The sequence below is a fragment of the Bacillus sp. EKM420B genome (genome assembly GCF_011065565.1).
In the GTDB taxonomy this organism is placed as follows: domain Bacteria; phylum Bacillota; class Bacilli; order Bacillales; family Bacillaceae; genus Bacillus; species Bacillus velezensis.
The window spans coordinates 13,622-25,762 of record NZ_JAAMNX010000008.1 but is presented as its reverse complement, the minus strand read 5'-3'; the positions used below and the strand labels follow the sequence as shown (position 1 = coordinate 25,762).

At 43.1% G+C, this 12,141-nt stretch carries 24 protein-coding genes; all 24 read left to right on the top strand.

Going from position 1 to position 12,141, the window contains the following annotated elements:
- Positions 1-195: 195 nt before the first annotated feature.
- The 24 genes from rpsJ to map are packed head-to-tail and all read left to right on the top strand — an operon-like array spanning position 196 to position 12,104.
- On the top strand, positions 196-504 hold the full coding sequence (gene rpsJ, locus G9F48_RS18545; protein WP_003156464.1) for a 30S ribosomal protein S10: 309 nt from the start codon (positions 196-198) through the stop codon (positions 502-504).
- Positions 505-543: 39 nt separating this feature from the next.
- Complete coding sequence (gene rplC, locus G9F48_RS18540) at positions 544-1,173, top strand: 50S ribosomal protein L3 (RefSeq protein WP_003156465.1); 630 nt, start codon at positions 544-546, stop codon at positions 1,171-1,173.
- 27 nt (positions 1,174-1,200) lie between these two features.
- Positions 1,201-1,824, top strand: a complete 624-nt coding sequence (gene rplD / locus G9F48_RS18535; RefSeq protein ID WP_003156466.1) for a 50S ribosomal protein L4 — start codon at positions 1,201-1,203, stop codon at positions 1,822-1,824.
- Positions 1,824-2,111 carry a 50S ribosomal protein L23 gene (gene rplW, locus G9F48_RS18530; protein ID WP_003156467.1) on the top strand — a complete coding sequence of 96 codons (288 nt, stop codon included), beginning with the start codon at positions 1,824-1,826 and terminating at the stop codon, positions 2,109-2,111. Before rplD ends, rplW begins: the two co-directional genes overlap by 1 nt.
- A gap of 31 nt (positions 2,112-2,142) precedes the next feature.
- Complete coding sequence (rplB, locus tag G9F48_RS18525; RefSeq protein ID WP_003156470.1) at positions 2,143-2,976, top strand: 50S ribosomal protein L2; 834 nt, start codon at positions 2,143-2,145, stop codon at positions 2,974-2,976.
- A 57-nt stretch (positions 2,977-3,033) separates the two neighbouring features.
- Complete coding sequence (gene rpsS / locus G9F48_RS18520; RefSeq protein WP_003156472.1) at positions 3,034-3,312, top strand: 30S ribosomal protein S19; 279 nt, start codon at positions 3,034-3,036, stop codon at positions 3,310-3,312.
- 16 nt (positions 3,313-3,328) lie between these two features.
- Positions 3,329-3,670 (top strand): 50S ribosomal protein L22, encoded by a 342-nt coding sequence (rplV, locus tag G9F48_RS18515; protein WP_003156475.1) that lies wholly within the window; start codon positions 3,329-3,331, stop codon positions 3,668-3,670.
- A gap of 3 nt (positions 3,671-3,673) precedes the next feature.
- Positions 3,674-4,330, top strand: coding sequence for a 30S ribosomal protein S3 (rpsC, locus tag G9F48_RS18510; RefSeq protein ID WP_003156476.1), 657 nt, complete (start codon positions 3,674-3,676; stop codon positions 4,328-4,330).
- A gap of 1 nt (position 4,331) precedes the next feature.
- Entirely contained in the window at positions 4,332-4,766 is a 435-nt protein-coding gene (gene rplP, locus G9F48_RS18505) for a 50S ribosomal protein L16 (protein ID WP_003156478.1), read from the top strand.
- Positions 4,756-4,956: a 50S ribosomal protein L29 gene (gene rpmC, locus G9F48_RS18500; protein ID WP_003156482.1), complete on the top strand. Its 201-nt coding sequence runs from the start codon at positions 4,756-4,758 to the stop codon at positions 4,954-4,956. The genes rplP and rpmC overlap by 11 nt, the downstream gene beginning before the upstream one ends.
- 22 nt (positions 4,957-4,978) lie before the next feature.
- The gene (rpsQ, locus tag G9F48_RS18495; RefSeq protein ID WP_003156484.1) at positions 4,979-5,242 is read left to right on the top strand and encodes a 30S ribosomal protein S17; all 264 of its coding nucleotides are present in this window, start codon (positions 4,979-4,981) and stop codon (positions 5,240-5,242) included.
- Between the two features lie 40 nt (positions 5,243-5,282).
- Complete coding sequence (rplN, locus tag G9F48_RS18490; RefSeq protein WP_007410404.1) at positions 5,283-5,651, top strand: 50S ribosomal protein L14; 369 nt, start codon at positions 5,283-5,285, stop codon at positions 5,649-5,651.
- A 36-nt stretch (positions 5,652-5,687) separates the two neighbouring features.
- A complete protein-coding gene (rplX, locus tag G9F48_RS18485) occupies positions 5,688-5,999 on the top strand; it encodes a 50S ribosomal protein L24 (protein WP_003156486.1) in 312 nt (103 codons plus the stop codon).
- Positions 6,000-6,025: 26 nt separating this feature from the next.
- Positions 6,026-6,565 (top strand): 50S ribosomal protein L5, encoded by a 540-nt coding sequence (gene rplE / locus G9F48_RS18480; protein WP_003156487.1) that lies wholly within the window; start codon positions 6,026-6,028, stop codon positions 6,563-6,565.
- A 22-nt stretch (positions 6,566-6,587) separates the two neighbouring features.
- Entirely contained in the window at positions 6,588-6,773 is a 186-nt protein-coding gene (gene rpsN / locus G9F48_RS18475; protein ID WP_003156488.1) for a 30S ribosomal protein S14, read from the top strand.
- Between the two features lie 31 nt (positions 6,774-6,804).
- Positions 6,805-7,203: a 30S ribosomal protein S8 gene (gene rpsH / locus G9F48_RS18470; RefSeq protein ID WP_003156489.1), complete on the top strand. Its 399-nt coding sequence runs from the start codon at positions 6,805-6,807 to the stop codon at positions 7,201-7,203.
- A 30-nt stretch (positions 7,204-7,233) separates the two neighbouring features.
- On the top strand, positions 7,234-7,773 hold the full coding sequence (gene rplF, locus G9F48_RS18465) for a 50S ribosomal protein L6 (protein ID WP_003156490.1): 540 nt from the start codon (positions 7,234-7,236) through the stop codon (positions 7,771-7,773).
- Positions 7,774-7,807: 34 nt separating this feature from the next.
- Positions 7,808-8,170, top strand: coding sequence for a 50S ribosomal protein L18 (gene rplR, locus G9F48_RS18460; protein ID WP_003156492.1), 363 nt, complete (start codon positions 7,808-7,810; stop codon positions 8,168-8,170).
- Positions 8,171-8,194: 24 nt separating this feature from the next.
- Positions 8,195-8,695, top strand: coding sequence for a 30S ribosomal protein S5 (gene rpsE / locus G9F48_RS18455; protein WP_003328273.1), 501 nt, complete (start codon positions 8,195-8,197; stop codon positions 8,693-8,695).
- Positions 8,696-8,708: 13 nt separating this feature from the next.
- Positions 8,709-8,888, top strand: a complete 180-nt coding sequence (gene rpmD, locus G9F48_RS18450) for a 50S ribosomal protein L30 (protein ID WP_003156497.1) — start codon at positions 8,709-8,711, stop codon at positions 8,886-8,888.
- Between the two features lie 30 nt (positions 8,889-8,918).
- Entirely contained in the window at positions 8,919-9,359 is a 441-nt protein-coding gene (rplO, locus tag G9F48_RS18445) for a 50S ribosomal protein L15 (protein ID WP_003156499.1), read from the top strand.
- 1 nt (position 9,360) lies between these two features.
- Positions 9,361-10,656, top strand: coding sequence for a preprotein translocase subunit SecY (gene secY / locus G9F48_RS18440; RefSeq protein ID WP_003156501.1), 1,296 nt, complete (start codon positions 9,361-9,363; stop codon positions 10,654-10,656).
- A gap of 51 nt (positions 10,657-10,707) precedes the next feature.
- Complete coding sequence (locus G9F48_RS18435) at positions 10,708-11,361, top strand: adenylate kinase (RefSeq protein ID WP_007410407.1); 654 nt, start codon at positions 10,708-10,710, stop codon at positions 11,359-11,361.
- Positions 11,358-12,104 (top strand): type I methionyl aminopeptidase, encoded by a 747-nt coding sequence (map, locus tag G9F48_RS18430; RefSeq protein ID WP_003156505.1) that lies wholly within the window; start codon positions 11,358-11,360, stop codon positions 12,102-12,104. Before G9F48_RS18435 ends, map begins: the two co-directional genes overlap by 4 nt.
- Positions 12,105-12,141: the final 37 nt, after the last annotated feature.

Below are 12,141 nucleotides of genomic sequence, written 5' to 3'. Positions count from 1 at the left end.
AGTGTGAAAACCACAAGGTTCTTTAAATAAACCTTGCAACATGCGTCTATTTTCTGTATAATAGTGTATGTTGGTCTTTGACTGCGATGAAGTGAGAGGTTGCTGACACACCCGGCCGCTTTGCCATGGCAAGGTGATCAGGTTTTTCTCACGGAGAACTGTCTAACGTGATGTAGGCGAAAAGGAGGGAAAATAATGGCAAAACAAAAAATTCGTATTCGTTTAAAAGCATATGATCATAGAATCCTTGATCAATCTGCAGAGAAGATTGTTGAAACGGCAAAACGTTCTGGTGCCAGCGTATCTGGTCCGATTCCGTTGCCAACTGAAAAATCAGTTTACACAATCCTTCGTGCGGTGCACAAATACAAAGATTCTCGTGAGCAATTTGAAATGCGTACACATAAACGTTTAATCGACATTGTGAACCCAACACCACAAACTGTTGATGCTCTCATGCGATTAGACTTACCATCTGGTGTCGATATCGAAATCAAACTTTAATTCTAAAATATAGAATGATCTTAATAGGAGGTGTGACGAATGACCAAAGGAATCTTAGGAAGAAAAATTGGTATGACGCAAGTATTCGCAGAGAACGGTGATCTTATCCCGGTAACTGTTATTGAAGCAGCTCCAAACGTTGTTCTTCAAAAGAAAACAGCTGAAAATGATGGCTATGAAGCGATCCAGCTTGGTTTTGACGATAAGCGCGAAAAGCTTTCAAACAAACCGGAAAAAGGACACGTTGCAAAAGCGGAAACTGCTCCTAAGCGCTTCGTTAAAGAATTACGCGGCGTGGATATGGATGCGTATGAAATTGGTCAGGAAGTCAAGGTTGAAATTTTCTCTGCAGGAGAAATCGTAGATGTAACAGGAGTATCTAAAGGTAAAGGTTTCCAAGGTGCAATCAAGCGCCACGGACAATCTCGCGGACCTATGTCTCACGGTTCACGCTACCACCGTCGTCCTGGTTCAATGGGACCTGTAGATCCTAACCGTGTATTCAAAGGTAAACTATTACCTGGACGCATGGGCGGAGATCAAATCACTGTCCAAAACCTTGAAGTCGTAAAAGTAGATGCTGAGCGCAATCTTCTTTTGATTAAAGGTAACGTACCTGGTGCGAGAAAAGCTTTAATCACTGTTAAAAGTGCTGTTAAATCTAAATAAGTCTCTTAGGAAAGGAGGAAATTGATCATGCCAAAAGTAGCATTATACAACCAAAACGGTTCTACTGCTGGTGATATCGAATTAAACGCTTCTGTATTTGGAATTGAGCCAAATGAGAGCGTAGTATTCGACGCTATTCTTATGCAAAGAGCTTCCTTACGTCAAGGATCTCACAAAGTAAAAAATCGTTCTGAAGTACGCGGCGGAGGTCGCAAACCATGGCGTCAAAAAGGTACAGGTCGTGCCCGTCAAGGTTCAATCCGTTCACCGCAATGGCGCGGAGGTGGTGTCGTATTCGGCCCAACACCACGCAGCTATTCTTACAAATTACCTAAAAAAGTTCGCCGCTTGGCAATCAAATCAGTATTGTCTTCTAAAGTGAACGACAACAACATTATTGTTCTTGAAGATCTTACTCTTGATACGGTTAAAACAAAAGAAATGGCAGCTGTCCTTAAAGGATTATCTGTTGAGAAAAAAGCTTTAATCGTAACTGCGGATGCAAACGAAGCAGTATCTCTTTCTGCACGCAACATCCCTGGAGTTACAGTTGTTCAAGCTAACGGAATCAACGTGTTAGACGTTGTCAACCACGAGAAGCTTCTGATTACAAAAGCTGCGGTTGAAAAAGTAGAGGAGGTGCTTGCATAATGAAAGATCCTCGTGATGTTCTTAAGCGCCCCGTCATTACTGAACGTTCTGCTGATTTAATGACTGAAAAGAAATATACTTTTGAAGTTGATGTAAGAGCTAATAAAACAGAAGTGAAAGATGCAGTTGAAAGTATCTTTGGAGTGAAAGTTGACAAAGTCAACATCATGAACTACAAAGGGAAATCAAAACGTGTCGGCCGCTATACTGGTATGACTAGCCGTCGCAGAAAAGCGATCGTAAAACTTACTGCAGACAGCAAAGAAATCGAAATTTTTGAAGCTTAATTATCTGTAAAAAGAAGGAGGGAAATTCAAAATGGCGATTAAAAAGTATAAACCGACCTCTAACGGACGTCGTGGCATGACAACTTCAGATTTTGCTGAAATCACGACTGACCAGCCGGAAAAATCCTTGCTTGCGCCCCTTCACAAAAAAGGCGGACGTAACAACCAAGGTAAATTGACTGTACGTCACCAAGGTGGCGGACACAAACGCCAATACCGTGTTATCGACTTCAAACGCGATAAAGATGGTATACCTGGACGCGTTGCTACAGTTGAGTACGATCCAAACCGTTCAGCTAACATTGCACTAATCAACTATGTAGACGGAGAAAAACGTTACATTCTTGCACCAAAAGGAATTCAAGTAGGTACTGAAATCATGTCCGGCCCTGAAGCTGACATCAAAGTAGGTAACGCACTTCCGCTTATCAACATCCCTGTTGGTACAGTTGTGCATAACATTGAATTAAAACCTGGTAAAGGCGGACAGCTTGTACGTTCAGCTGGTACATCTGCTCAGGTTCTTGGTAAAGAAGGCAAATACGTTCTTGTACGTCTTAACTCTGGTGAAGTTCGCATGATCCTTTCTGCTTGCCGCGCTTCTATCGGTCAAGTAGGTAACGAGCAGCACGAACTTATCAACGTTGGTAAAGCAGGACGCTCTCGCTGGAAAGGCATCCGCCCTACAGTCCGCGGTTCTGTAATGAACCCTAACGATCACCCGCACGGTGGTGGTGAAGGTCGCGCGCCAATCGGACGTAAATCACCAATGTCTCCTTGGGGCAAACCGACTCTTGGATTCAAGACACGTAAGAAAAAGAACAAATCTGATAAATTTATCGTACGTCGTCGTAAAAATAAATAACGGGGTTGTCTACGGTTCATTTCGGACCGTAGTGCAATCACGAAGGGAGGTTCCAAAATGGCTCGCAGCTTGAAAAAAGGACCATTTGTCGATGGACACTTGATGACAAAAATCGAGAAATTAAATGAAACGGACAAGAAACAAGTTGTAAAAACTTGGTCTCGCCGTTCAACTATTTTCCCACAATTTATCGGTCACACTATCGCAGTATATGACGGACGTAAACACGTGCCTGTATTCATTTCTGAAGACATGGTAGGCCACAAGTTGGGCGAATTCGCACCGACTCGTACTTACAAAGGCCACGCCAGTGACGATAAAAAAACAAGACGCTAAGAGAGGAGGCTTTTAAATGCAAGCTAAAGCTGTTGCAAGAACAGTCCGTATTGCTCCTCGTAAAGCACGTCTAGTAATGGACCTGATTCGAGGTAAGCAAGTAGGCGAAGCAGTATCTATCTTGAACCTAACTCCGAGAGCTGCTTCTCCGATCATCGAAAAAGTTTTAAAATCTGCTATCGCAAATGCTGAGCACAACTACGAGATGGACGCTAACAATCTGGTTATTTCTCAGGCATTTGTTGACGAAGGCCCAACGTTAAAAAGATTCCGCCCGCGTGCTATGGGACGTGCGAGCCAAATCAACAAACGTACGAGCCACATTACAATCGTTGTATCAGAAAAGAAGGAGGGATAAGTAGTGGGTCAAAAGGTAAATCCAGTCGGTCTTCGTATCGGAGTCATTCGTGATTGGGAATCTAAGTGGTACGCTGGTAAAGATTACGCTGACTTCCTGCACGAAGATTTAAAAATTCGTGAATTCATTAGCAAACGCCTTTCTGACGCTTCTGTTTCTAAAGTAGAAATCGAGCGTGCAGCAAACCGCGTTAACATTACGATCCACACTGCTAAGCCTGGTATGGTAATCGGTAAAGGCGGATCTGAAGTTGAAGCACTTCGTAAAGCCCTTAACAGCCTTACTGGCAAGCGTGTACACATTAACATTCTTGAAATCAAAAGAGCAGATCTTGATGCTCAGCTTGTAGCTGACAACATCGCTCGTCAACTAGAAAACCGTATTTCTTTCCGCCGTGCGCAGAAACAACAAATCCAACGCACTATGCGTGCTGGAGCACAAGGTGTGAAAACAATGGTTTCCGGCCGTCTTGGCGGAGCTGATATCGCTCGTTCTGAATACTACAGTGAAGGAACTGTTCCATTGCACACTTTACGTGCTGACATCGACTATGCAACATCTGAAGCTGACACAACTTACGGTAAGCTTGGTGTAAAAGTCTGGATCTATCGTGGAGAGGTTCTTCCTACTAAGAAGAAAACTGAGGAAGGAGGAAAATAATATGTTATTACCAAAACGCGTTAAATATCGCAGAGAGCATCGCGGAAAAATGCGCGGTCGCGCTAAAGGCGGTACTGAAGTACATTTTGGTGAGTACGGTATCCAGGCTCTTGAAGCTTCTTGGATCACGAACCGCCAAATCGAAGCTGCACGTATTGCGATGACTCGTTACATGAAACGTGGCGGTAAAGTTTGGATTAAAATTTTCCCTTCAAAACCTTACACTGCTAAACCGCTTGAGGTACGGATGGGTTCCGGTAAAGGGGCTCCTGAAGGCTGGGTAGCTGTTGTAAAACCGGGCAAAGTTTTATTTGAAATTTCTGGTGTGTCTGAAGAGGTAGCTCGTGAAGCTCTTCGCCTTGCATCTCACAAATTGCCAATTAAAACGAAGTTCGTAAAACGTGAAGAAATTGGTGGTGAATCAAATGAAAGCTAATGAAATTCGTGACCTTACCACTGCTGAAATTGAACAAAAAGTAAAGTCTCTTAAAGAAGAACTTTTCAATCTTCGCTTTCAATTAGCGACAGGACAACTTGAAAATACTGCTCGCATTCGTGAAGTGCGCAAAGCTATCGCGCGCATGAAAACTGTGATTCGTGAAAGAGAAATTGCTGCCAACAAATAATCACTGAGGGGAGGTCGTGAGCATGAGCGAACGTAACCAACGCAAAGTTTACCAAGGCCGTGTTGTTTCTGACAAAATGGATAAAACCATCACTGTTGTTGTTGAAACATACAAAAAGGATCCTATTTACGGTAAACGCGTAAAATACTCAAAGAAATTCAAAGCACATGATGAAAATAACCAAGCTAAAATCGGAGACATCGTAAAGATCATGGAAACTCGTCCATTATCTGCAACTAAGCGTTTTCGTCTAGTAGAAGTTGTCGAAGAAGCTGTTATTATCTAATAAAGTTCGGAATTCTTTTTCCGAAGGGAGGTAACAAATAATGATTCAACAAGAGACTCGTTTAAAAGTTGCTGACAACTCCGGTGCGCGTGAGGTACTTACTATTAAAGTTCTTGGCGGTTCTGGACGTAAAACGGCTAACATTGGTGATGTAATTGTTTGCACGGTTAAACAAGCAACACCAGGAGGCGTTGTCAAAAAAGGTGAAGTCGTAAGAGCTGTTATCGTTCGCACAAAAAGCGGAGCACGCAGAACTGACGGATCATACATCAGCTTCGATGAGAATGCATGTGTTATCATCCGTGACGACAAGAGCCCGCGTGGAACTCGTATCTTCGGACCGGTTGCCCGTGAATTACGTGAAAACAACTTCATGAAAATTGTTTCTCTGGCTCCAGAAGTTATCTAATGAAATAAATGCCTTACTCAAGGAGGTGCGATCAGGATGCATGTGAAAAAAGGCGATAAAGTAATGGTTATCTCTGGTAAAGATAAAGGCAAACAAGGTACGATCCTTGCTGCTTTCCCTAAAAAGGACCGCGTTCTAGTTGAGGGCGTAAACATGGTGAAGAAGCACTCTAAACCAACTCAAGCAAACCCTCAAGGCGGTATTTCTAATCAAGAGGCGCCAATTCATGTATCAAACGTTATGCCGCTCGATCCTAAAACAGGTGAAGTGACTCGCGTAGGATACAAAGTGGAAGATGGCAAAAAAGTTCGTGTTGCAAAAAAATCTGGGCAAGTCTTAGATAAATAGTATTTAAAGGAAGGGAGGTCTATCTCATGAACCGCCTTAAAGAAAAGTACAATAAAGAAATTTCACCTGCTTTAATGACGAAGTTCAACTACGACTCTGTTATGCAGGTGCCAAAAATCGAAAAAATCGTAATCAACATGGGTGTCGGTGATGCTGTTCAAAACGCAAAAGCAATCGACAGTGCTGTTGAAGAATTAACGTTTATCGCAGGTCAAAAACCTGTCGTTACTCGTGCGAAGAAATCAATTGCTGGATTCCGTCTTCGTGAGGGAATGCCTATCGGTGCGAAAGTAACTCTTCGCGGAGAGCGCATGTATGATTTCCTTGATAAACTTATTTCTGTATCTTTACCGCGTGTACGTGACTTCCGCGGGATTTCTAAGAAATCTTTCGACGGTCGCGGAAACTACACTCTTGGTATCAAAGAACAGTTAATCTTCCCTGAAATTGACTACGATAAAGTAACAAAGGTTCGCGGAATGGACATCGTTATCGTAACGACTGCTAACTCTGACGAAGAGGCTCGTGAGCTATTAACTCAAGTAGGTATGCCGTTCCAGAAATAATCAATGAAAGGGAGGCGAAATCGTGGCTAAAAAGTCAATGATTGCGAAACAACAACGTACACCAAAGTTTAAAGTGCAAGAGTACACTCGCTGTGAACGCTGCGGACGTCCGCACTCAGTCATTCGTAAATTTAAACTTTGCCGTATTTGTTTCCGTGAGCTTGCATATAAAGGACAAATTCCTGGCGTGAAAAAAGCCAGCTGGTAATCCCCAAGAATGGGAAGGAGGTAATTATATAATGGTTATGACAGATCCAATTGCAGATATGCTGACTCGTATTCGCAATGCAAACATGGTACGTCATGAGAAGCTTGAAATTCCTGCTTCTAAATTGAAAAGAGAAATTGCTGACATTTTAAAGCGTGAAGGTTTCATTCGTGACGTTGAGTTCGTAGAAGACAGCAAACAAGGTATCATCCGCGTTTTCTTGAAATACGGACAAAACAACGAGCGCGTTATCACTGGTCTTAAAAGAATCAGCAAACCAGGTTTGCGTGTATACGCTAAATCAAATGAAGTACCTCGCGTACTTAACGGTCTTGGAATCGCGATTATTTCTACATCACAAGGTGTTTTAACGGACAAAGAAGCCCGTGCAAAACAAGCTGGTGGAGAAGTTCTAGCATACGTTTGGTAAGAAGTTTAACAAGAATGGAGGTGTTTTAGTATGTCTCGTGTAGGTAAAAAACTGCTTGAGATCCCTTCTGGAGTTACAGTAACGCTGAACGAAGGCAACACTGTAGCTGTAAAAGGACCAAAAGGAGAATTAACTCGTACTTTCCATCCTGATATGGAAATCAAAATTGAGGACAACGTGCTTACAGTTACTCGTCCTTCTGATCACAAAGAGCACCGTGCGCTGCATGGTACGACTCGCAGTCTGCTTGGAAACATGGTTGAAGGCGTATCTAAAGGATTTGAAAGAGGTTTGGAATTAGTCGGTGTCGGTTATCGTGCGGCTAAATCCGGAAACAAACTTGTTTTAAACGTTGGATACTCTCACCCTGTTGAGATCGTTCCTGAAGAGGGCATCGAAATCGAAGTTCCTTCTCAAACTAAAGTAGTTGTAAAAGGTACAGACAAAGAGCGTGTAGGAGCTATCGCTGCTAACATCCGCGCTGTACGTTCTCCAGAGCCTTACAAAGGTAAAGGAATCCGCTACGAAGGTGAAGTTGTTCGCCGTAAAGAAGGTAAATCTGCTAAGTAAGACCGCTTAAAGTGAAGAAAGGAGTGACCTAAGGATGATTACGAAAACTAGCAAAAATGCTGCTCGTCAAAAAAGACATGCCCGTGTTCGTGCTAAACTTTCAGGCACAGCTGAAAGACCTCGTCTGAATGTGTTCCGTTCAAACAAACACATTTATGCTCAAATCATCGATGATGTAAATGGTGTTACACTTGCTAGTGCCTCTACTCTCGATAAAGATTTGAACGTGGAAAGCACTGGTGACAGCGCTGCTGCTGCTAAAGTCGGTGAACTCGTTGCGAAACGCGCTTCTGAGAAAGGTGTTTCTGACGTAGTATTTGACCGCGGCGGATACTTATACCATGGACGTGTAAAAGCTCTGGCCGATGCAGCTCGTGAAGCCGGACTGAAATTTTAATAAAAAAAGGAGGGACACATGATTATGCGTCGTATTGACCCAAGCAAATTAGAGTTAGAAGAACGCTTAGTTACGGTTAACCGCGTAGCGAAAGTTGTTAAAGGTGGTCGTCGTTTCCGTTTCGCAGCTCTAGTCGTTGTCGGTGACAAAAACGGTCACGTAGGTTTCGGTACTGGTAAAGCACAAGAAGTACCTGAAGCAATCCGCAAAGCTGTTGAAGATGCGAAAAAGAATTTGATTGAAGTACCAATGGTTGGAACTACGATTCCACACGAAATCATCGGACGTTTCGGTGCAGGCAATATCTTGTTGAAACCTGCTTCTGAAGGTACTGGAGTTATCGCTGGAGGCCCTGTACGTGCGGTACTTGAGCTTGCTGGCGTTGCTGATATCCTTTCTAAGTCTTTAGGTTCTAACACACCGATCAACATGATCCGTGCAACACTTCAAGGTTTAAGTGAGCTTAAACGTGCCGAAGACGTTGCGAAGCTTCGTGGAAAATCTGTAGAAGAACTGTTAGGATAAGGAGGGAACATTAATGGCTAAATTAGAAATTACCCTCAAACGCAGTGTAATCGGTCGCCCGGAAGATCAGCGCGTTACTGTAAGAACACTTGGTTTAAAGAAAACAAACCAAACTGTCGTTCATGAAGATAACGCTGCGATCCGCGGTATGATTAATAAAGTATCTCATCTAGTTTCTGTTAAAGAACAATAAAAATAAATTATAGGCTAAGGAGGTGTCCTAATGAAACTTCATGAATTAAAGCCTTCAGAAGGTTCACGTAAAGTACGCAATCGCGTAGGTCGTGGTATTGGTTCTGGTAACGGTAAAACAGCTGGTAAAGGTCACAAAGGTCAAAACGCTCGTTCTGGCGGCGGTGTACGCCCTGGATTCGAGGGGGGACAAATGCCTTTATTCCAACGTCTTCCTAAGCGCGGTTTTACAAACATCAACCGTAAGGAATACGCTATTGTGAACGTAGACAAATTGAACGGTTTTGCGGAAGGAACGGAAGTCACTCCTGAACTTCTTCTTGAGACTGGTGTTATTAGCAAACTTAATGCAGGAGTAAAGATTCTTGGCAACGGTAAATTAGAGAAAAAATTAACTGTAAAAGCCAATAAATTCTCTGCTTCTGCGAAAGAAGCTGTTGAAGCTGCTGGCGGTACAGCTGAGGTGATCTAACTTGTTTAAGACAATCTCCAACTTTATGCGTGTGAGTGATATTCGGAATAAAATCATTTTTACATTACTCATGCTTATCGTCTTTCGCATAGGTGCGTTTATCCCTGTGCCATATGTAAATGCTCAGGCGTTGCAGACACAAAGTTCGATGGGGGTTTTTGATCTCCTTAACACATTTGGCGGCGGTGCGCTTTATCAGTTCTCCATTTTTGCGATGGGAATTACGCCTTACATCACTGCTTCCATCATCATTCAGCTGCTTCAGATGGATGTTGTGCCGAAGTTTACCGAGTGGTCTAAGCAAGGTGAAGTCGGCCGCCGTAAATTAGCTCAGTTCACGAGATATTTTACGATTGTGCTTGGTTTTATCCAGGCATTAGGTATGTCTTACGGGTTTAACAACCTGGCAAACGGTATGCTGATTGAAAAATCCGGCATATCGACATATCTGATTATTGCTTTAGTACTCACTGGAGGAACTGCTTTTTTAATGTGGCTGGGAGAACAAATTACTTCCAATGGAGTAGGTAACGGAATTTCGATCATCATCTTCGCGGGGATTGTGGCTAGTATTCCGAAAACTGTTGGGCAGATTTATGAGACTCAATTTGTCGGCAGCAGCGATCAGCTGTTTATTCATATTGTAAAAATCGCTTTACTGGTGATTGCGATTTTGGCCGTTATTGTTGGTGTTATTTTCATTCAGCAGGCCGTACGCAAAATCGCGATTCAATATGCAAAAGGGCAAGGTCGTTCACCTGTTGGCGGAGGCCAGTCAACTCACCTTCCGCTTAAAGTGAATCCGGCAGGGGTTATTCCGGTAATCTTTGCGGTTGCGTTCCTTATTACGCCGCGTACTATCGCGTCATTTTTTGGAGAAAACGATGTGACAAAGTGGATTCAAGCCAACTTTGACAATACACATCCGGTGGGCATGACGGTTTATGTCGCATTAATTATCGCCTTTACGTACTTCTATGCTTTTGTGCAGGTAAACCCTGAACAAATGGCTGATAACCTTAAAAAACAGGGTGGCTATATCCCGGGGGTTCGTCCAGGGAAAATGACTCAAGATAGAATTACGAGCATTTTGTATCGACTTACGTTTGTGGGTTCTATATTCTTAGCCGTGATTTCCATTCTTCCTATCTTTTTCATTCAATTCGCTGGATTGCCTCAAAGTGCACAGATTGGCGGAACATCATTGTTAATTGTCGTCGGGGTAGCCTTGGAGACAATGAAGCAGCTGGAGAGCCAGTTAGTGAAACGTAATTACCGAGGATTTATGAAAAATTAGAGGACTGGTTTTAACCATTCCTCTTAATAAGAGAGGACGGGGGAAATCCGAATGAACTTAGTCTTAATGGGACTTCCTGGAGCCGGTAAAGGCACACAGGGAGAACGAATTGTTGAGGATTATGGGATACCTCATATCTCAACGGGAGATATGTTCCGTGCTGCTATGAAAGAAGAAACACCACTCGGACTCGAAGCAAAGTCTTATATTGATAAAGGCGAGCTCGTACCGGACGAAGTCACAATCGGCATTGTCAAAGAAAGACTCGGCAAAGATGATTGTGAAAGAGGTTTTCTTCTGGACGGATTTCCGCGAACAGTCGCTCAGGCTGAAGCTCTTGAAAACATTCTTGAGGAATACGGCAAGCCGATTGATTATGTCATTAACATTAAAGTAGACAAAGACTCTTTAATGGAACGTTTGACTGGACGCAGAATTTGCAGTGTTTGCGGCACAACCTATCATTTGGTTTTCAATCCGCCGAAAACGCCGGGTGTTTGTGATAAAGACGGAGGAGACCTTTATCAACGGGCAGATGATAATGAGGAAACCGTCTCAAAACGGCTTGAGGTCAACATGAAGCAGACTCAGCCTTTACTCGATTTTTATTCTGAGAAAGGGTATCTTGTCAACGTCAATGGCCAGCAGGACATTAACGACGTGTACAAAGATGTGAAAGAGCTTCTTGGAGGATTGAGCAAATGATTATCTGTAAGACCCCTCGTGAGCTTAGCATCATGCGGGAAGCAGGGCGAATCGTGGCTTTGACTCATGAAGAGATGAAAAAGCACATTAAACCAGGAATCTCGACAAAAGAATTGGATCAAATTGCCGAACGTTTTATTGAGAAGCAGGGTGCAATCCCATCTTTTAAGGGGTATAATGGGTTTCGCGGGAGCATCTGTGTATCAGTTAATGAAGAACTCGTTCACGGAATTCCCGGTAAAAGGGTTTTGCGTGACGGTGACATTATCAGCATTGATATCGGTGCTAAATTAAATGGTTATCATGGTGACTCTGCTTGGACATATCCGGTAGGAAACATCAGTGATGATGATAAACGACTGCTGGAAGTGACAGAGGAGTCTTTATATAAAGGCTTGAAGGAAGCAAAACCAGGTGAACGTTTGTCGAATATTTCCCACGCAATACAAACGTATGTCGAAAATGAGCAGTTTTCAGTTGTTAGGGAGTATGTCGGACATGGTGTTGGTCAAGACTTGCATGAGGATCCGCAAATTCCTCATTACGGTCCGCCAAACAAAGGACCTAGGCTGAAGCCTGGTATGGTTCTCGCTATAGAACCGATGGTTAACGCTGGCAGCCGATATGTGAAAACATTGGCTGATAACTGGACGGTTGTAACGGTAGATGGGAAAAAGTGTGCTCATTTTGAACATACGATTGCGATTACGGAAACGGGTTTTGATATACTGACAAAAGTCTAGATGATGAAATGAATTCCATGACACATGTTTTTCATTC